This window comes from Pandoraea fibrosis, from assembly GCF_000807775.2.
GTDB lineage: Bacteria > Pseudomonadota > Gammaproteobacteria > Burkholderiales > Burkholderiaceae > Pandoraea > Pandoraea fibrosis.
Genome location: NZ_CP047385.1, coordinates 12,749 through 32,762 on the forward strand (window position 1 = coordinate 12,749; position 20,014 = coordinate 32,762).

12 protein-coding genes and 1 pseudogene are annotated in these 20,014 nt (G+C 54.4%); 9 read left to right on the forward strand and 4 right to left on the reverse strand.

Translation table 11 applies throughout. The features are described 5' to 3' along the window. Nucleotides 1-83: 83 nt before the first annotated feature. The 3 genes from PI93_RS00035 to PI93_RS00045 are packed head-to-tail and all read right to left on the reverse strand — an operon-like array spanning nt 84 to nt 1,685. The gene (locus PI93_RS00035) at nt 84-1,043 is read right to left on the reverse strand and encodes a reverse transcriptase family protein (RefSeq protein WP_158453279.1); all 960 of its coding nucleotides are present in this window, start codon (nt 1,041-1,043) and stop codon (nt 84-86) included. A gap of 46 nt (nt 1,044-1,089) precedes the next feature. After that, complete coding sequence (locus PI93_RS00040; RefSeq protein WP_039373237.1) at nt 1,090-1,395, reverse strand: helix-turn-helix domain-containing protein; 306 nt, start codon at nt 1,393-1,395, stop codon at nt 1,090-1,092. A 32-nt stretch (nt 1,396-1,427) separates the two neighbouring features. After that, entirely contained in the window at nt 1,428-1,685 is a 258-nt protein-coding gene (locus PI93_RS00045) for a hypothetical protein (RefSeq protein WP_039373239.1), read from the reverse strand. A gap of 837 nt (nt 1,686-2,522) precedes the next feature. Between PI93_RS00045 and PI93_RS00050 the strand changes: the two genes are divergently transcribed. The 8 genes and pseudogenes from PI93_RS00050 to PI93_RS00080 all read left to right on the forward strand — a co-directional run bounded on the left by PI93_RS00050 (nt 2,523) and on the right by PI93_RS00080 (nt 10,580). After that, nucleotides 2,523-2,969: a helix-turn-helix domain-containing protein gene (locus tag PI93_RS00050; protein WP_052240864.1), complete on the forward strand. Its 447-nt coding sequence runs from the start codon at nt 2,523-2,525 to the stop codon at nt 2,967-2,969. A 300-nt stretch (nt 2,970-3,269) separates the two neighbouring features. Continuing rightward, a complete protein-coding gene (locus PI93_RS00055; RefSeq protein ID WP_158453280.1) occupies nt 3,270-3,968 on the forward strand; it encodes a TnsA endonuclease N-terminal domain-containing protein in 699 nt (232 codons plus the stop codon). Next, nucleotides 3,949-6,027, forward strand: a complete 2,079-nt coding sequence (locus PI93_RS00060; RefSeq protein WP_052240866.1) for a Mu transposase C-terminal domain-containing protein — start codon at nt 3,949-3,951, stop codon at nt 6,025-6,027. The genes PI93_RS00055 and PI93_RS00060 overlap by 20 nt, the downstream gene beginning before the upstream one ends. Continuing rightward, on the forward strand, nt 6,024-7,037 hold the full coding sequence (locus PI93_RS00065) for a TniB family NTP-binding protein (RefSeq protein ID WP_052240867.1): 1,014 nt from the start codon (nt 6,024-6,026) through the stop codon (nt 7,035-7,037). Before PI93_RS00060 ends, PI93_RS00065 begins: the two co-directional genes overlap by 4 nt. Before the next feature lie 67 nt (nt 7,038-7,104). Then, nucleotides 7,105-7,365: pseudogene (locus PI93_RS25035) on the forward strand (hypothetical protein); the annotation flags it as partial. A 195-nt stretch (nt 7,366-7,560) separates the two neighbouring features. Next, the gene (locus tag PI93_RS24750; RefSeq protein ID WP_236105682.1) at nt 7,561-8,511 is read left to right on the forward strand and encodes a hypothetical protein; all 951 of its coding nucleotides are present in this window, start codon (nt 7,561-7,563) and stop codon (nt 8,509-8,511) included. A 37-nt stretch (nt 8,512-8,548) separates the two neighbouring features. Continuing rightward, nucleotides 8,549-9,895 carry a TniQ family protein gene (locus PI93_RS25040; protein ID WP_407945376.1) on the forward strand — a complete coding sequence of 449 codons (1,347 nt, stop codon included), beginning with the start codon at nt 8,549-8,551 and terminating at the stop codon, nt 9,893-9,895. After that, nucleotides 9,843-10,580, forward strand: coding sequence for a hypothetical protein (locus PI93_RS00080; RefSeq protein ID WP_039373244.1), 738 nt, complete (start codon nt 9,843-9,845; stop codon nt 10,578-10,580). Before PI93_RS25040 ends, PI93_RS00080 begins: the two co-directional genes overlap by 53 nt. Before the next feature lie 706 nt (nt 10,581-11,286). Here the strand turns inward: PI93_RS00080 and PI93_RS00090 are convergent. Then, the gene (locus tag PI93_RS00090) at nt 11,287-13,062 is read right to left on the reverse strand and encodes a metallophosphoesterase family protein (RefSeq protein WP_144400362.1); all 1,776 of its coding nucleotides are present in this window, start codon (nt 13,060-13,062) and stop codon (nt 11,287-11,289) included. Nucleotides 13,063-13,305: 243 nt separating this feature from the next. Between PI93_RS00090 and PI93_RS00095 the strand changes: the two genes are divergently transcribed. Continuing rightward, on the forward strand, nt 13,306-19,734 hold the full coding sequence (locus tag PI93_RS00095; protein ID WP_039373253.1) for an NACHT domain-containing protein: 6,429 nt from the start codon (nt 13,306-13,308) through the stop codon (nt 19,732-19,734). Nucleotides 19,735-20,014 lie beyond the last annotated feature (280 nt).

Sequence of the window (20,014 nt, forward strand, 5' to 3'; positions counted from 1 at the left end):
GAATACGGCATCGTCGTGTCGATGAGCTGTTTCATGTCCGGAAACGGTCGAGCTCGATCTTCACGCCATACGGGCCAGAGACGTTACGTGCCCGGACTATTTTTTCGTTTTGTTTGTCTCCGGATTGGCGGAGACACCTCCTGATCATCTGGCATGACTGCCGGTCGCCTTGCCCCTACGGAGAGGGACTGCTTCAACCTCTCCAGCATCTTCTCGCCCAACTCCGGGTGCATACGTTTCACCATAGCGGCTTGTCCCCTAACTCTGCTCACTGGCATTGTGGACTCCTCACCGATGGAGATAGCCAGGTTTGTGCGATGGAGCAGAGAGGAGATGCTTCGACGTTGAGGTTTCGGCAACGAGACCTTCTTATTCACCACAAGGCCGTTGACGGACGTCCGTGCGTTGCTTCGTTGAACATCATGCTTGGGGCGTTTGACGGAATAGCCATGCCTGTTGACAAACGCGAACAGCATTCGATTCGTCTCCGTCACTTCGTCGCTATTTACTCGTTGTTGCTTCGATATTGTGATGTCATCAACCAAGCGAGAGTATCGCCATCCCTGCCTTTCCAATCGAGCGACTAGATCATGCTCGTCTGAAAAAAACACAAGATTTGCGAGATAACTACTGGTCCTCGCGCCTTGAGGAAGGAACCCGTCTTTGGTTGTGAGCATGGTGAGCAACTTCGCAACCGCAGGAGAAAAACGAAAAAATTTGGACCAAATGTCCATTACTGCCGAATCGGAGGTGCTTGGAAAAAAGTCAGCGATATCCAGCGTCACGAGGATTGTGGGGTCAACGTGGATTTCGGCATTGCGAACATAGTCGCGAGGATGGAGCCGGTCACGAATTCCGCCCTGAAGGAATAGGGGAAACATCGTCCGGTGGAAGATCCTGCTGTTAATGTGTCCGTGAACTTCTTTCAGTTGCTTCTGAGCATCCCATGTGTACCGCGTCGAGCCATCCTTTTTAGGTACGGGCACTTTTCTGTACATGCGAGACGCGTTACGGGCGAGTTGAAGCAATTGAGGCTCGGTCAAAAGCAATGTCCGAGCAAGCGCGCCCACACTCTTTATAGGCGCGTTTCTATAAAAGGGCTTGTTCTGAAGGCTCTTCATTCAACAACTGGAGTGCAGTGAAGGAAAGCTTCTCTTGAAGGTCAAGTGGCAGCCCAGCGAGTTCTGTTTGATCGGCTGCGAGGAAAAACAGAATACCTGATGGTACAGCCAACGCTTCAGCGATTTTCTGAATAACCGATAACGTTGGGTCCTTACGCTTGTTTTGTTCTAGGAGCGAAAGGTACGACACAGAAATCTCGGCCTTCTCCGCAAGCTGCGCTTGGTTCCACCCACGCTGCTTGCGACAAAGCGTGATTGCGCGGCCCAAATTCATTTTCTAACCCTTGGAAAAAATGGTTCGCTGCGTCAACTCGGGTTGAAGAATCGATGAATGAGAGCTGCCAAGTTACTCACGATACCTGCGGCTTGAACGATAAGTTCCAACGCGCGCATGCGCAGGTGACGCGGCACTTCAACTTCATCTTCCCTATCTTGCAGGCAACGTTCCAATTCCTCAACGAGTGCCTTCAACTCTTCATTGACGCTGGTGCTTAACTCTTGGTGCTTGCTCTGACGAAGCGCGTTGAGCGCATCGATGCAGTACTTCAAATGGTCTGATTTCATGGAGATTCTCCGTTGCAGGGCACATGCCCAGCTTCCACAAGCAGGTAACCGAACGGAGAGAGTTAGAGCACCACGAACCACATTCCAATTAGCTTCCACAACACAGCTTTTGAGATACCGAACATTGCCTACAGCTTCCAAGAATCCACCCGGTATCGGAGAGGACAGGCGCGGAAGCTAAGTTCCGACAGCATGCACTGAGCTCCGGAGCCAAGTATTGACGCCCGAATCGCAGACAGCGGCTCGGCCTCGTTTCGTGCGATACGGCGCGATACGTCTCGGTTCGACAATGAGACGGCGCGTTAGTCCGAAGGCCTCACGAAAATTGCCCGCATAGCGGGTACCCCGTCCAAAGGACGAAGCGGCACTACCTCGCTACCACTTGAGGAATTACGAAATCGACCTGTTAAAGAGCACCGGAGCAGTTCTACTCCTCCCAACGCAAATAATAGTGGAATGCCCACCAAAGTCAATAAAAATTATCTGGCAGTCAATTTTTGAGGGTTTTGGTAAGGCATCACGTCGAAATGCAACGGGTGCGAGCAGTTTTCACATTGGCGCAACCTTGACGCAAGCTACTTGTCTGGTCTGGCACATAGGTGGACGCCTGAGTTTGCTTGCGCCTCATTGGGGCGCTCTGAGACTGACAGATCCAGCTTGGGTACCACGGTGCCCGCTCGCGTATGTATTCGCTGCACGCTTACCGTACTTCCCGCCACCACAGATTTCCAACGTAGGAAATCATTCTTGTGGCAAAGTGAAATAAAAATACCTATTTTTAATCAATAACTTACGCATTGACTCGGTTTCACCTTTGGTCTAACGTTGGTAACACTTATGACCGCCCGCAAGCATTTCACGATGTCAACGCCGATCGGTATCCACCTTAAGACGCTTCGATTGAGAGCTGGCTTTCGACAGCAGGAGCTTGCTGCTCGGCTTGAGTATGACGCGTCGCATGTCTCGAGCGTAGAGGTCGGTCGCAAAAATCCCTCCCAAGATTTCCTTCATCGCTTTGCTAGCGCGCTTCGGCTTTCGCAAGACGAAGTTGCGCACTTGGAAAGGGAGATGTCGGATTCTCCTACGAGCATTCAACTGATTCCGGATTTGCCCACCGACGAGTACAGGATGTACGCAGAACTTGCTCGGAAGCTTGGGAGATTGTCGCCTGGACAAATCGTGGCGATACGGAAGATTGCCGGGCTCGACGAGGAGATACGGATGCAGCCCACTTATCAGCCGTCACGTATCAAACGCCGAGTAAAAGAGGAGGCGCCAATGTAAAAACGGGACAAACCTCGCGGCCTGTCCCGTTGCGAGTTAGCGAACGACACTAACCCGGTTAGCGCCTTTAGTATCAATCGCAGCCTCACGACAGTCAAGCCGCTTTTTCGTCGAAACATGGAAAGCGCGCGAACCCTGTGTGTCCGCGTAAGGACACTATGTCGCCTGAATTCCAGCATATCGGCAGCTGACGTTGTGAACACGACGTGGCCGACATCGGCATTGGCTGGTTCCAAGTTTCGTCTTCAACGAACCCGCGCGTCTTATACGACGCGCGCGGACTCTTTCGTAGGTGCGGACATGGAAATTGAATCTAAAGACGCCGGCACTAGCCGCAGCACCCTTTCCTCCTCGTCACACAACCTCGTTCCGGCGCGCAATCCTGTTACTCCGTCCGGTCGAGGTTTTCGGGCGAAATTCTTCTCACCCAAAAACCAACGGCTTATCCGGTGCGAAAGCCTTCTCGAGTTTGACTGCTTACACCTATTTGAATTTGCGCGCGGCGTGACGAGCTTCGTCGAACAGCCGAAAACGATTCGATATCAGTTACGAGGTCGCTCGCGCACGTACACGCCTGACTTTGCGGTTGATTGGGCCGATGGACAACGCTGGCTGGTCGAAGTAAAGCCAGCGGACGTACTGCAAGCGCCTGCGAACAGAGAGAAGTTCGAGCGACTCGCAGAGGTGTTTGGTAACCAGCAAGACAAATTCGTGATTCTGAGTGATAGACAGATACGAAACGCCGTCCGGCTCAAGCAGATCAAGCACCTGCTGCGCATTCGTTATGAAAAATGGTTGGATGGAACGGCGGATGCGGTAGCACCGTCGAGCCTGGAAAATCGCACGATTGCGCAAGTGCTTAACGCCGGAGCGTCTGGGCGGGCGATATTACATCGACTTGCTTCACGCGAAATCGTTTGTTCTCTGGACGAAGAAATCACCGGCGCGACACGCTTGCGCGCTTTTGAGGAGCGCGACGATGCCGTCCTATTCCTTTAAGGTTGGCGAGATGATCGCGCTCGAGGACAAGATCTTCCTGATTGAACACATGATTGGCGAGATGATTCACGTGGTCGGCGCGACAGACGCACAACGCACCACCTACCCGGCCGTCACCCTTCTGGAGCACTTTGCACAAGGGCGGCTGAAATTCATCACGCGCGGAGAACTCGAGTCTGGCGTGAGCGCTATTTCGACCGAGGCAACGCTCGAACGCAGCCTCTCGGATTTTCCGTTGGCGCTCCAGCAAAGCGCGCTACGAAAGTGGCGATACCTAAACGCGATTTGCCCCGATGGTCGGCTTGGGGTCTCGCGGCCCGTGCTGGCTCAAATGCTCCGGACTGTGTGGTCGGGGCTTGGTGCTCAGTCGGGCGGTGCCATGCCGCCGTCGGTACCGAGCTTTTACCGCTGGCGATCGAAGTGGGTCTGGTCGAGGCTCGATGTTCGTTCGCTTATCGACAAGCATGAACTTCGGGGCCGGCGCCCGACGTCGTTGCCCGACAGATTATCGGAGCTCATCGACGAAGGGATTGAGAAGATTTACCTCACGCCGCAGCGAGAATCGCTACGAGAAACTCGGGACTGGATTCAGTTGAGGATTGAGCAGGAGAACCGACGACGGACTCCCACGCAGGCGCTTCCTGACGTTACGCATCGGATGTTGCGCCAGGCGCTCTCTCGCATTGACCGATATGCGATTCTCAAGGCCCGCTATGGGCAGCGATACGCGCAGGATGCGGTCCGCGTCTACGGAAAAGGCCCGGCATGTACGTATCCGCTGGAGCGCGTCGAGGTCGATCATACGCCGCTGGACGTCCTGGTCGTCGACGCTGAGACCGGACTGCTTCTGGGGCGACCTTGGATCACGGTTATGATCGATGGGTACTCAAGGATGATCGTTGGTATCCATATTTCATTTCGCAATCCGAGCGTTCGTTCGGTGCTTCGATGCCTGAAGCACGCGATCCTGCCCAAAGTCGATGTGAAGGAGCGCTTCCCCAAGGTCAACGGTGAATGGAAAGCGTACGGACTCATCCATCAACTGGTGTGCGACAACGGGCTTGAGTTTCACGCCCACGATTTGGAGGCGGCATGCGCTGAGCTTGGCGCGCACGTGGTCTATTGCCCGACGAGATCCCCGCAGATGAAAGGCCGCGTTGAGCGCTTCCTGAAAACGCTGAACTATGGTTTCGTTCACTTGCAGCCTGGAACGACATTCGCGACCTACGACAAGCGGCATGTGTACGACTCTGGCGCCACTGCGGCGCTCACGCTCGAATCTCTGCAGGAAATCGTTCACCGCTGGATCGTCGATGTCTACTCGGTGACTTTCCATCGGGCAATTCAAAGCACACCCAGCCAGAGGTGGGATGAGGGAATACAAAAGTTTCCCCCGCGCCTGCCCAAATCCGCCGATGTCGTGAATGCTTACCTCGGGAATTGCAGCCGCCGGCACCTGACGAAGAACGGGATCGAGGTCCATTCCTTACAGTACAACTCGGCAGCGCTGCAAGAGCTCAGGCGACGATGCGGCAACATTGAGGTATCCGTCAGGACCGATCCTGATGACTTGGGCGCCATTTTTGTTTTTGATGATCAGTCAAAACGATATCTTGAAGCGCGATCCACCATGCCAGGCTATGCGGATGGCGTCAGTGTGGAGCAACACCGATGGATACGGTCCAAGGCACGTCGGGACTACGCGGCCTCGCCGATGCGACACGCTTTGCTCGCCGCGAAAGCAGACTTGCGCGCCGACACGGAAAAAGCCATGGACGCGGGCCGGGCTTTGCGGGGCAAGGACCGAAGAAAAACGCTGCCCAAGCATGAGCGGGAGCTCATGGTGCAACAGGCGGAGGCGCGACAGCAAAACCTGCCGCTGGAGCTCGAATCCGATGAGCCGTTTGCGCCGGATGAACCGACGGAAGACCTCGCGCACGATCACGAGGTCCCGCTTTTCCCAGTTCGTCGCGGCACGAATGGAGTGCCACCTGCGCGGGGGGGCGGCGAGGACAATCCCGTCGGAGGCCCGGCCCCCCACAGGAGGCACTTGTCATGAGTGACGTCATTAGAGCGGGGGCGCAGCCGCCGAGCAGGGTAAGTTCGAGCGAAATCGCGTCGATGTCTTCGTCCGCGATTGGAATAACGGAGATCGTGGCCGGAGTTCGGGGCACACTGATCGAACACCCGGCATTCGCTGCAGGAATTGCGGCGATTCAACGATGCCACCGCATGGGGCGGTTTGCGCTCGAGGAGCCCGGTTGCTTGTTAATTACCGGTGTTTCGGGCAGTGGCAAGTCCACGCTTCGTAAGGAGTACGCGAGGCATCATCCTCGCCGGGAGACCCCTGAGGGGACGGAAATTCCGGTATTGCATCTTGAATTGCCTGCGCAACCGACAATAAAAAATGTTGCTGAACGCGTGCTTTGGGAGCTAGGTGATCCGCTATTTACCCGGGGTTCTGCTGAAGCGATGACCTCGCGCATTGTGACGTTATTCAAAAACTGCAAGGTCGAACTGGTGGTTCTCGATGAGTTCCAGCATTTCATCGACCACTCGAGTGAGAAGATTGAAACTCGGGTTGCTGACTGGTTAAAGCATCTGGTGAACATCACGAAAGTGCCGTTCGTCCTAATGGGACTGGGGCGATGTCGTCGCATTCTTCAGAGTAACGAGCAACTACGCCGGCGTTTTTCGCGACACATCGCACTCGAACCCTTTGGTAATTCTGAGAAACGTGCCAGACGCATCTTTGATGGCCTAATGCGCTCCATCTGGGCCAACGTCCCGGTGATGCCGTCACCGGATTTAGTGGAGGATGGCGATATGCTGGACCGAATTCACTATGCGACGTATGGCCTGATTGGTTACATCATGACGCTTGTGAGCACGTCGGTGGAGATCGCATTGGACGAGAAGCGTTCGAGCATCGACCGGGAGGTGCTCGCGCACGCATTTGTCGAGTCCGTTTGGCCCGAAGCACGGGGGAACAATAACCCATTTCATCCTCGCTTCATCATGAGGCCTCTGACGCACATTGGGGAGCCCTTCGGTGGTTATGCCGTCTGAAATCGGTGGCCGTCGCTTTGTCCGCCGGCCGCGTCCGGCGGATGACGAGCACGTACTGAGTTACTTCATGCGCCTTGGCGAGGCGAACGGCTTCACGGGTAGGAAAGCGCTCGGGAGCTTGGTCCGATATCTCACCGCCGCGCTTGAGCGCCCGAGTGAACGGGCTGCGGTTTCATGCGCGCTGGACGTAGACGAATCCGTCATGAGGGAAATCAGCCTACGTCATCAACGCGTTCACGGTTTTGCGGGGCACGCTAAGGGCTACGCGCGCCGCAATTTCTTTCGTGACCCGCACGTGGCGTATTGTCCGGCGTGTGTCCGGGAGCGAGGACTCTTCAGGGCCCTATGGAATTTTCGTGCGCTCGCCGTTTGTGAGTCGCACGGACTCTGGCTTCTGGAGCGTTGCCAACGTTGCTGTGCGTTGGTGGGATGGGATCGTCCCGGGTCGACGACCTGCGCATGCGGGTTCGAGTTCGGACAAGCCAAGACCACTGCGGCCCCCCATGAGGCTGTACTCATCAGCATGCTGATCTCCGCCGCTATTGTGGGTTCAGACGCGGCGAATTTCGTAGATGAGCAGCATTTTTGCTCGGAAGCCCGGCAAATGAGTGCGATCGACTGGCTAGCCGTCGCGAGCTTCTTCGCCATTTTTGTTGATGGCGAACCTCGCGTCAGCCCGCGACGAAGGGCGAACCTGGACGCAGAAAAGCGTGCCACCTTGCTGGCGGTAAGATGGTTCACTCAATGGCCGCGGGGTGCAGAACAGGAGTTGAACAGCAGCACTCAGGCCCTGTGTGACCCCGGCGGTCCGCTACTTTTCGCATCGCGACACTTGCGCTCCAAGATACCGGCGCGATTCCTAATGTATCGCTGTGGAGAGCTCACCCTACCCGACTTCATGATTAACTTAATTGAGGGTTACGGCCATTCGCTGTTTGTGTATAGCGACGGATGCGGTCTCGTCGTCAATCCGAACCGACTGGTGTCTGGGGAGGATGGGGTGCTCGGCCTCGAACTGCCACGTGCTGAGCACGTGCGTTCATCAGCGGGCAAAAAGCGGCGGAATTTTCTGCCACTGGCGCGCTTTATCAGGGGCGTGCGCGCCGCGAACATCGTGCTTTACGACAATCGAGAAGTGGAAATCCTGATTGGGGCCACGGCGATCCAACGAGCTGTGCTTGTCGATGGTGGTTTCCTCAAAGTTGACGACGAAAGACGGAACATGTTGTCGACCGAAGTCGAGCGATTCCGTACTTGGCTGACGAACGCCAGCACCTATATCACGGACCTCGACGATATGCTGCCGCTGAGCCAGTTGTCGGTGCGAAGGAAGGAGTTACTGTTGCAAATTCTAAGGGCGGCTGCCGCCGCTCGCATATCCCTGTTCAGAGACACCAAAGGTACGGCAAGGCTGGATGGGTGTTACGTTCGACGAATTGAGCTCGACGAACTCGCAAGGGGAAGCTGTGTCTAGGCTCCTTGTGCGTCCAGCACCGATGCTCGATGAAAGTATGATCGGCTATTTGCTTCGGCTCGCCGAATGCAATGGGTTTGCATCGCTGTGTGATCTGGATTTCTTGGTCTCTCCGCAGAATTGCGGTGGTAGCCGCGTAAAGGTAGAGAGCCTGCTTGGTGGGCTGTCATTGTCGGCAACACGCGGGCAGGTGACGTACTTTCGGAACCTCCAAATTCCCGACTGTGGGGGCGTTGATTCGAAGTGCTGGAATGGACGAAGACCGCGTTACTGCCCAATCTGCCTCGCTCAGGCGCCTTATTGGCGCGCAGTATGGGACTTGACATTGATGGCCGCCTGCCCGGCGCACCGGGTTGCGTTACGCGATTCTTGTCCTGGTTGTCATCGTGCTCTAACGTGGAAGCGTCGCCATGTTTCCGAGTGTGATTGTGGTCATACGTTGACGAAGGTGGAACCAGAACATGCCTCCGATGAGTCTGTCGCGATAGGGGCCTATCTAGCCTACGCGATGTCTCCGAAAGCAGCTAGCTCTCTGAGGTACCGACAGCCGGACGTTCAGGCGCTCTCCCTTGTCGATCTGTTTGACCTCTGCGTTCAGTTCGGTACCTATCTATCCCCAAAGGGAACAAAGCCCACGAAAGTGGCAAATTTGTACGATGTGTCGGTTGCTCTGGGTGTGGCAAATGGCGCCGGGCAAGTATTGATCGATTGGCCCAATGGGTTTTTTGGATTGCTTCGAGAAATCGGTAACCGTGCCGCCATCGATGGCAAGTCGAGTCGCCTGTCGGCAAGATTCGGGTACTTTTATACCGCGCTTTATCGTCGGTTCGGTGCCAGCCAGTTCGATTTTCTGCGCAGAGAGTTCGAGACGTTCGTAGGACGCGAATGGGTGGGGCAATTAGCGGGACGGAACCGTCGCATGTCTCTAGCCACAAGACGCGAGCACGCGTGGCTTCCCATCACAGTAGCGGCGAAGTTATTAAGAGTTGGACGGGATACTGTTCGAGCGCTAATAGAGGAAGGAAGACTTGAGGGACAAACCCACGTATCTCCAGCGGGTAGGACCTGGGGCACAGTAAGCAAGCTAAGCGTTGAACAGCTACGTAATGCAGGGGCGCAGCGGATGACGCTGACCGAAGTGCGAGGGGTTCTTGGCATCTCGCGGAAGCACGCTTATGCACTCATACGCTCCGGCATGATGAAAGCGATTCGAGGCCCCTCCGTGGATGGCTCAGCGGTATGGCAATTTGATAGACAAGAGATCGCGGAGTTAGGGGAGCAGCTCTCCAACCCCATTCCGACGTGTCATACCCATTCGCAGTGGAGGAATAATGAGCGGGAACGATCCAGAGGGCGCCACCCCTACGGCATTGAATTCGTGTGAATTGACGAGGTCACTGGACACGCTCTGCGAAGCCGACAGTCGTAACGCGTGTTCTTTGCGCAAAGATACGAACACCGGGGAAATTCGTCTCGCCACATCTGCAGATCAAATTGCGGACATGGCTGTCTTCAATCTCTCCAGCAGGGTTCCGACGGCGGTTCATATCCACTTTGAAACGGCCAAGAATCTCTACGTTTACGCGTGGTTTGTTTATCGCTTCTATTCGGTAGCAGAGCAGCAAGCGTTGGCCTCACTTGAGTTCGCTCTTCGAACAAGACTGGAAGACGATGCTTCGCGCTCAGCGTCAAGAGGTGCAAAGCGACCGCGCGGGTTGAAGGCGTGGCTGAATGAAGCCTTGAAGCAAGGTGCGATAGCTAATGATCGATTTCAGTGGGCTGAAAAGCGGGCGAAGGCACGTGCGATGCGACGAGTAGATGTTCAAGCGATTCAGCAGATGAAGGATTTGGGGTTGAAATCCATACAGCTCGATTATTCGCGCGCAGAGCTGCTGCGCGAGGATTTCGCCGAAGATTGGATTGGCACGTTCATCGAGACGCTTCCTGAAATTCGAAATGAATATGCCCACGGCTCGAGTCATTTGGATAGTTCTTCCGTCTTGAGGACGTTCGAAATCATCACCGAACTTATCAACCAATTGTTTGACCGAACATCGGGGCCGCGCTGATCATGGGCACACTTCATCCATGGGAATGTCGAATATACATAGACACCGAATTCACTGACATAGCTGCACCGGAGCTTGTTAGCCTAGGGATGGTCGCGGAGGATGGCCGGGAGTTTTACGGCGAATTGAACGATATTCCGATAGAGCGCTGTAGCTCATTCGTACTAGCTAACGTATTGCCGCAACTGGGAACGGTGCCTGCGCAAATGATGTCGCTTATAGCTTTGGGCGGTGCCGTTCGAACATGGATGCAAAGTTTCGAGGGGCAGAAGCAGCGCCCCGTAATTTGCTACGACCATCCAGTTGATGTTGAGCTTCTGTGGCGACTAGTCGGCGGACGGCCTGCTGGATGGAAGGAAAAGCTAATTTCCCAGATGATCGATCACCGGAGCAGAGAGGAGTATTTTAAAAGAAATGGGGGCCGGCATCACGCTTTGCATGATGCGAGAGCGAACAGAACGGCATGTAGGTGAGGCAAGAGCAGGACGAGTTCTCGAGGACGAGATTTCCGATAGAGTGCGGTTGTTATCCCTTCCGTCCGGTTGTGACCTGATTGGTAGCTCTCGCGAGAGACCTCAAATTGCCACAGGTTGATTACCCTACGAAGTCTTTTCTGTCGTGAGACCAATGCAAATCCGCGCGCTTCACCGACAGCCGGAGCATGGTCAGCAATGCCGCCTATCGCTAAATAGGCGGCGTTCTCGTCCTACTCGATGGAGAGGCGCCCTAGCGCGTCGCCTTTACATGCTAGGTTTCGTCGAACGGGCAGAGTCAATAATCGGCACGCACCTTTGCTTACGGCCAACTCGACTATCCTCCAACTACCACCAGCTGCGACTCCGTGATGGCCTACTGTAGCGGAGGCGCTCGCGACGACTGCTACATTGCTGTCCTGCACGATGCCTAGATATTCCTGGTGTCGATGACCATGAAGGACGACGGAAGGCTCGCCTCGCTTTACAAGCATCTCGACCAACTCGATGGCGTTTTCGAACACGAGGAAAGCGGCCTTGAATCGCGTTGCGAGGCTGCTACTTTGCGGAACAGCGAGATGATGGTGCACGGCGACAGCAAAGCACTTGAACGTGTCTGCGGTAGCGGCCATCAACGTTTCGCAGCGAGAAATTGCATCGGATGGTGCTGCGCCGATTGCATTAGTGGCATTCACGGAAGCCGGCTTTACGCTATCGAGCAAAATCATGCCAACGCCGTGAGTTCCAGATTTAACCACCAGCGGGAACATGCCACTCCAAATCTCCGACATGGGGGTTTGGGGGCCCGGAGTACTGCTGATATGCGCATTAATAGACGCAAGGTGACTTCGTGAATAGTCTGCGAGAGTCACGACGCGATTTGTTCGCCGGTCGACTAGAAGCGCACGGTCTCCCATTAGTTCAGTCATGACGCACATTGCGCGAATTTGACGCAAGCCGCGACCAAAATTACTGAACCGTTCCGCTTTCAATCTTGGCACACTGAGAAGCCAATTCAGCTTTCGCCGGAATGGTCTTGTGTCAGCTTTAGCGCCCTGTTGAAGGTTGAGGTCGTGGTTGCCCGGAATCAAGATCAGGTTGCCATGGAGGCTCGGTGGGCAAAGCGTCAAGAACCGCTCCCAGGCAGCCGCAGAACCGTCGTCGGTGATATCACCGGTCATGAGAACTGCATCGCAATCCGAGGCATCTCGCTCTATCGACGTCAATACTTTACGAACGACATCGTCCGATATCGGTTGTCCGGTTTCAATAAGGCCCGCTTCTTGGCTCGCGGTTACGTGTAGATCAGAAGCATGAACGACCCTGAATTTTGAATAATTATCATGGTCGAAGGCGGAGAATTTCTTGATTTCATCGCACTTTGGCTTCGCAAAGATCATTCTCCATTTGCGAGAGAAGCCGAAGCGGAACAATAAGATAGAAAAGGTTGTGGCGACGAGTAACACAAGGGTAAACAGAAACATCTGCGGACTTGTGAAATGCGAAAGTGCAATGCCAGTATCGATGCTGCGCGGAATCTCAGGGGCGAGCGCAACCGAAAATCTAAAAGCTATAACAATGAATATGAGCGCAAAGAATGAGGCTAGCCAACCAATAAATTTTCTCGCATACCACAGATGATCAGGGATTATTGCGTGACAGAGCGCATGCCCAACAACGAGTGCGCGTCCAACAAAATCCTCAAGACGCTTTCCGAAATATCGGAGCATCTCGGGGATCCTGTTCCAATTAGATGATGTAATAATAAAAAGCAGCGAGGTGATGCCGATGATGAAAAAATCCAGCCACCTCATGGGCACATGTGGGCTTGCGGTCGTCGAGCCGAGTGCCGCGACTATGCTGAACACGTATACCGCCGCCGATGTGAGCCACAAGTAGATTGCGATGCCGAAAAGAACCACTCCCATCAAGCGCTTGAACGCCGATGTGGTCTCTGGCTTAGTAGGGTTGGAAGTCTTTTGAAGTAGTAATATCCATTCGGAGTTCAAAATTACCTCGTTTGGTTGACAGCGGATTCGGCAGATCGTATCAAAGACGGGCGGGTTTGATACTGGCTAACAGCGATCGATGGCTCCTCGCAGGTAGTGAGCCACGCCATACGTCGAGGGAACCTTCTTAAAGATAAGTTGTGAGCCAGTTGGGAGGATCTGGAGCATGATGCCTCTTCGTTTGCGAGCACAGCTGATCCAATTAGGATAGCGTAATCAAAAGATCGAACGTCGTTGGGGAAGATGGAAAAGAAAGCGAAAGCCGTTACCGAAATCGACACAGTCCGCGCGTCACGTGCCGGTCACACGTTCCACGAGCGATGGACTGCGAGGCGCGCCTTGCAGTTGGTCTTTCCGAATGACGATCTGTTTGCGATCGCCGTGGAGGGGATTTCATCAACCGAGACCGTAGACCCGGGGGTGAAGGCCGAGGAGGTCGCCGACCTTGTTCTTTACTATGGCAACGGGGACAATTTTCGGTCCTGCGATCGGCTCGAAACGATTCAATTCAAGTACAAAATTCGCGAAGAAGCTGTTACAGCTGCTTATCTTAAAAAGACAGTCGAGAAATTTTCTAGCTCGATCTTGGGGTACGAGGGTAACTCCGCGCCTGATGAGGTCGACAATAAGATCTCATTCATTTTCGTCACGAACGCGGAATTCACTGAAAGTCTTTGGGAAGCGATCAAGTCACTTGTAGAGGGAACAACGCCTTCCGATCGCGAGGCGGCCAATCAGGCCCGAAATCTCAAAAAGTGGTGTAAAGATAGCGGCTTGTCGGACTCAATGCGCCTCTTTTCGCGGATAGTATTTCAGGCTGGCGAGAAGCGCGTTGCCGGGCTGGATAATGCGTTGAAGCGGACGCTTACTGACTGGTCCGCTGGCGCTGATTCTGAGGCTAGAGTCCGGCTCCATGAGCTCCAAGACCTTGTCTTGAAGAAGGCAAGCCCGAGCGGCCAAGGCAAGAATCTGATTCGGCGAGAAGATGTCCTGGATGCATTTGATTGTGAGCCGGAGGATCTTTTCCCCGCGGATACACGGTTCATCGACGTCGGTGCGGTCGTCGAGCGGGCTGAACTCTCAGTCGTTTCGGGTTTGATCAAGACTTCAGAGGTACCCGTTGTTGTCCATGCCGATGGTGGGGTGGGTAAGACGGTGCTCATCCAAAGCCTTGCCGAAAAAATGGCGAGCGAGTTTGAGGTCGTTGTTTTTGATTGCTTTGGTGGTGGTTCATACCGCTCTGAGAATCACTCCCGTCATCTTCCCAGAATAGGGTTGGTTCAGATCGTCAACGAACTGGCATCGCGAACGTTATGTGACCCGATGCTACCGGGCGGCGATGATAATCGAAAAATCATGAAGGCGGCACGCAGGCGACTGGAACAAGCTGCGCTGGCAATTCGAACTCAATCAAAAAAGCAGGCGCTGCTTATTATTATCGATGCGGCCGACAATGCTCAGCTTGAGGCCGACTATCGTCATGAAGCTGCATTTCCTAGGCTTCTTCTGTCTACTGTCGACGAAGATCCGATCGAGGGCGTAAAGCTGTTGTTCACAGCGCGCCCCCACCGAAAAGGGGCAGTTATCGGTTCCGCTAGGGTGAATGAGCTGGCGCTTGGACCATTCACCGATTCAGAGGCGTGCGAATTCCTTAAAGAACGTAAGCCCAGTGCTTCTTACGCGGAGATCACCACAGCGTTAGCGCGCTCCGGGCGCAATGCACGCGTCCTCGACTACCTTGTTCAAACGTGGGACACAAATGTTATCGGCACAACTTCGGATCTCCCGATCTCTGTTCGGGAGATTATCGCCCAGCGTTGCACCAAGATTGTCTCGGATCTTCATATTGCAGGGTGGCCTGATTCAGAAATAACCGAGTTTTTTGTTGCACTGTCACTCCTTCCACCGCCGATCCCGCTGGAAGAGCTAGCGAACGCGCTTGGGTGGTCTGCTGCGCAGGTCAAGTCTGCGGCATCGGATTTGGCCCCAATGCTTGAGATCACGTCGCACGGTGCGATTTTCCGAGACGAGCCAACCGAAACATACGTTCGGGAGACTTACTCTGATCGGTCATCAGCTCAAAGAAGCATTGCTGACCGCCTTCTGTCATCGCAGGCAACGTCAACCTATGCTGCCGAGGCACTGCCGCACTTTCTAGTCGTGATCAAAGATAGCGACAGGGCATTCGCACTCGCTGATTCAAATAGTTTTCCAGCGTCAATACAGTCGGATTTCGGTCGCCGCCGACTAGCGCTTGCGCGTCTTAGAGCAGCTTTTCGGTTAGCGGTGGCGGAGGATGACTTCGATAGGGCACTTGAACTCAGTATGCGACTGTCTCAGTCTGCTGCTGCAAACATGCGAGGAGATGAGTTTATTCGAAGCTCGCCCGCTCTTGCGATCGTACTCGGGGACGCCGACTCCTATCGCCGTCTTGCATCGGATCGCTCCGGGTGGCGTGGTGCAAGAAGTGCGCGGCTGACGGTCGCGCATCAATTTGCGGGCGATGCCGAAGAGGCGCAGATACAGTGCGAAAGTACCATTCGCTGGATTAACTGGAATGCCTCACAGCGGCGAGACGGATTCCGGCGGGACCAATCTGGTCCGGAGATGGACGACTATGTAGCGGTGCTCTTCCAGCAATCGGTTCAAGGGCGGTTTGAAACAGTCAATCGCAATCTGGCGAACCGGAATGAACGCTTTTCGCTGTCCGCTTGTCATGAGCTCCTGAGGTTGCTGGAATTGTTTGACCAAGCAAACGAGACAACCGTGCTGAAGGACTTGACCTCGTTCGCCGTCAGCAATAACTGCAACTCTCGATCGCTGAGACTATGGATGCTCGCGCGTTGTCGATACGTCGATGGAAAGCACGCGAAAGTACTTGCGCAGAAGATCGCGAAGTTCCCTCCCGATGAAGACCGGACCAACGAGGGCTTCTCCAATGAGAACGAACAAGAGAGTGCAAATCCCACCGATTTAGCGGCATTGGCTGCGCTCTTCTACGGTTCGCGAACCTCCGCTGCCGCGATTATCGGTAATGCGTCTCGTGCACGTCCGTCCGCTTACGACTATGGCGAGCGTTATGGTCTGTCCAGAGCTTGGCCTCCAATCCTCCGAGCCTGCATTCGTGCTTGGTCTGCTAAGAGACCGGTCGCCTATCACGATCTCCTGCCCGACGGCGTTAAGGTCACCAAGCTGGCAAAGTCCATCACGACTCCAGCCGAGCTGGCGACGTTTTTGCAGAAACTTCGCAAAACCTCATCTACCGGAAATGCCAAGAAGAGAGGAAAAAAGCAGTTCGAGGCGAGATTCGACGAGCGAGAACGCAGGGACATCAGCCACGGTATCGACGTGGCGCGAGCATTAACCAAGCCAATCGAAGATGCAGTCCTCACTGGACGTTTCGTTTCGGTTTCCGACTTCTTGGACGTCTGGGCAAAACTTTTGCGTCGAGATGTGCACTGGCGAGCAGATAGTGCGGCGGATTCGTTAGTCCGCACTTTAGGGCTGGGTTGTATGAGTGTTCTGCTGAACCATGCACGCGACGTATCGGTCGCTCAAGCCGAGGTACTTATTGGCCTGATCTCTACAGGGCACTTCTTCGTCCCGCAGAAGATTGACGTATTGGCGCAGCTGGCCCGGCGACCTGCGCTCCATGAGCTCGCGGGAAAGTTCGCACGTCACGTCGCGGAGCAGATTCGCGGAGATGACGACGTCGGAGGACGTGGCGCCTCCTACATAAAGTTAGCAGAATCCCTAGTCCACATGAGTATCAATGAAGCCCGAGAGTACTATCGGGAGGGGCTGGCCGAGTTAGACCAGATAGGTGGAGAAAGCTACGACCAAATCTACGCACTGCTTCATTTCTCATGTGCCCAGCAAGGTGGTTTTTTAAAGCCCGCGTTGGCGCAACGGCTAATGAACCTTTGCCAAACGTTGGTGCAATACGATGCCAGGAAGTTTGGATGGACGTTGTTCGCGAGAGCCGCCGCTACCTCCATTGGCCTTCCAGCAATAGCCAAGTTGGTGCGCTGGCATGATCAAGACGTCGCAGACCTGTCTTATGGATTGCCGCAGCTTGTATGTTTTCTTGCCAAGAATGGCAAGCTTGATCCACGCCGCGCTGCATTTGTTCTCACGATTTGTGAGGAACACGGATGGTGGGATTGGCGCACTGCCGACGGGGTTGCCGACTTGCTCGGGCTGACCGATGCCGGGAACCAACGGCGGATTTTTCTGGCGATCTTCGAGAAATGGCGTGGTGAGCACCCGTCCGGTGGTTGGCCCGCGCTTTGGGAGGGGCTCCTAGAAGCGAGCAATAAGTATCCAAGTGTAACCACCACCGAAGTGCGTGAAGAGATTGAACGACTCTGTGCTGTTGCTCGGCGCAATCAGGAAGAGTCTCATAGTCGAAGTAACTCGTCGTCGGACTTCCTGGCAAGCAAATCCTCAAAGCGAAGTGAGGCCGAAGTTGAGAGCGTCATCGCCGCATTGGCTTCTGCCTGCGATCCCACTTCGGAAAGTTCGATTGATGAAAACCTAAGAACCATAGCCTCCGACGACAAGCTGAGCTACTCTGCTCGACAACAATTTATCAACAAGTTGCGTGTCACTTGCCCGTACTCAAAGCGGCTGCCCTTTTTATCCGCGATCTGTAGTGCGTCCGAGCTGAGTTTCGCTCAGTCATTAGAAATCCTCTCGGGTTGCTTCACTGCTTGGATCGATTCATCCAAGCATCTGGTCTCAGAGGCAAAGGTGTTGGTTGTGCGTCTGTTCGAGTGCAAGAGTCCGGAACTGTTCGAAGGACAGTTCTCCGACGTGGCGCGCGATATCCGTCGACTGTCGGATCTCTGCAACGATCAGAGGTTTGTGCTGCAGCTCGTTCTCCGCAAGGTTGCCGCCGACGAGGTCGACCTCGATGGAAATGAGTGGCTCCAACTAGCTACTGCATTATGCGAAGTAGCTGATGCTAAAACGGGACTTTGTGCATTAGAGTCACTACTTTCCGGCCCGGCGGCTCGCATTGCCGATGAGATCGGAGAGGGCCCATTTCGGCAGCAGCAGGAAATCTCGACGAGCGACTCAGAGTTTATCGTGGACGTCATATGGCATCTTCTTGGCGACGATGACGCCTACGTTCGTTGGACCGTTGCTAGGGGCTTGAAGACGCTGGTTGAGTTAGGACTCAACGAAGACCTATCTCTGTTAGTTGATCGCTTTGACCAAACCGAATCCCCGGCCTTGGCTTCGACCGACAGGAAACTGTCGTTTCAGAATTCCCAGCAATGGTTGCTGATGGGATTGGCGCGAGTTGCTTTGCACCATGGAGAGACCATGGGCACACTTCGAAACAAGCTACGCGCTCTCGCACGGAGACCTGATCTGCACGTCATAAATAAAGTTCACCTTGCGAGGTGCTTGGGCCACATTGGAAGTGAAGAGCCTCACGATGAGGAGTTGGGGACTCTGCTTAGTGAAATCAACCAACCTGCGTATGGCGTTGCCATCAGCGACGGCTACCCAGGTGAGGTGAAGCGGACATCGGATTTTTACTTCGGCTATGAGTTCACGAAAAACGAGATCGGCGACCTCGTTCGCTTATTCAACGTTGCCCAAGGAACCGTCGAAGACGCCATCGCGGCAGAGATAAAGCGCAAATGGCCGAGGACTACTTCAATGAACGATTTCCCAGGCAGCAAGCGCTACTGGCGAGACCGAGGAGACCGATATGAATCCTATCGAGAGCATATTCAGAGACATGCACTGCTTAGCGTTGCTACCAATCTGCTAAGGACGATGCCGACGGTTGTTCGAAGCTACGAAGACCAGGATAACTCACCTTGGCTCGAGTGGCGCGATCGCTTTGATGTCACATTCGATGACGGGTCATGGCTGTCCGATCATAAGGATGCCGTTCCTCAACAGGCGAAGGAGTATCTGCTAGGTAAGAGGGGCACCAAACAGGAAACACTGCAGGATCAGGACGTGATACTACGCAAATTAGGTTTTTGCGGGGCCAACGCTGATGCACTGTTTCCGTTGTATGGGACTTGGTCGTCTCCTGACGGAGTAAGCGTACGGTTCACATCTGCGCTGACAGTGCGAAAGGATGTCGCAGGTCGCTGCAGGGCCTTTGCGAAGCGAAAAGAACATGATTTTTGGTTGCCGGAGTTCTGGGACGATGGGTATTACGATCGCCGCTATCGAAAAGACAATCCTTTTGCTCCATTTGTATGGGCACCTGAAGCACACAGGCTTGGTATAGATGAGGGTGATGAGATGGCCGCCAAGGGGCCGGCAAGACGACCGCGTCTCGGTATTGACATCACGAAGAGCCTGTCGCTGTTGAATGAGCCGGGAAGTCCTGAATGGCGCGCAAGAGATGGACGCCTAGCTTTAAGGAGCCAAGTGTGGGGCAATTGGAAGCCTGACTCCAGCGATCACCGTTCCCGCTATCAAGATGATGGTGAAATGTTATGGGCCTCTCCAGGATGGCTGGATGCAACGTTGTCCGACCTCGACCGCAATCTCGTTTTTACGGTGAAGCTATGCAAGTACGGATCGTCGCGTGACTATGACCCTTCAGAAGGCGTCAAATCCGTTTTCCTGGGGTTAAGAGCTGATGACGGCACGCTGGAGTTTTGGCCGGCAACCAATGCCTCAAAGCAAGACTAGGCGTGTTGGGCAATTCATTGCTGCAAGCGAATTGTCTAAATTTTACGAAAGCGGCGACCACGAAGCTAGCGACAACTATGGAAAACTCGAAGAACCTCGTAGTTACCATCGACCACTTTCGACGAGCACTCGGTGACGTGAGCGACTTGCACTACGATGATGTGATGGAGATTCGTTACATGGATGTTGCGACCCGGCTATACCTGACCGCGGGGGTAGCGATAAGGTTTGCGTCAAAGCACGCCCGCTGCGGGTGGCAGGCTTGGACACTTCAGTCGCT

What these genes read in the sequence shown, in the direction of transcription:
- PI93_RS00040 (WP_039373237.1), bottom strand. Translation starts at nt 1,395, where the DNA reads ATGAATTTGGGCCGCGCAATCACGCTTTGTCGCAAGCAGCGTGGGTGG.
- PI93_RS00045 (WP_039373239.1), bottom strand. Translation starts at nt 1,685, where the DNA reads ATGAAATCAGACCATTTGAAGTACTGCATCGATGCGCTCAACGCGCTT.
- PI93_RS00050 (WP_052240864.1), top strand. Translation starts at nt 2,523, where the DNA reads ATGACCGCCCGCAAGCATTTCACGATGTCAACGCCGATCGGTATCCAC.
- PI93_RS00055 (WP_158453280.1), top strand. Translation starts at nt 3,270, where the DNA reads ATGGAAATTGAATCTAAAGACGCCGGCACTAGCCGCAGCACCCTTTCC.
- PI93_RS00060 (WP_052240866.1), top strand. Translation starts at nt 3,949, where the DNA reads ATGCCGTCCTATTCCTTTAAGGTTGGCGAGATGATCGCGCTCGAGGAC.
- PI93_RS00065 (WP_052240867.1), top strand. Translation starts at nt 6,024, where the DNA reads ATGAGTGACGTCATTAGAGCGGGGGCGCAGCCGCCGAGCAGGGTAAGT.
- PI93_RS24750 (WP_236105682.1), top strand. Translation starts at nt 7,561, where the DNA reads ATGCTGATCTCCGCCGCTATTGTGGGTTCAGACGCGGCGAATTTCGTA.
- PI93_RS25040 (WP_407945376.1), top strand. Translation starts at nt 8,549, where the DNA reads ATGATCGGCTATTTGCTTCGGCTCGCCGAATGCAATGGGTTTGCATCG.
- PI93_RS00080 (WP_039373244.1), top strand. Translation starts at nt 9,843, where the DNA reads ATGAGCGGGAACGATCCAGAGGGCGCCACCCCTACGGCATTGAATTCG.
- PI93_RS00095 (WP_039373253.1), top strand. Translation starts at nt 13,306, where the DNA reads ATGGAAAAGAAAGCGAAAGCCGTTACCGAAATCGACACAGTCCGCGCG.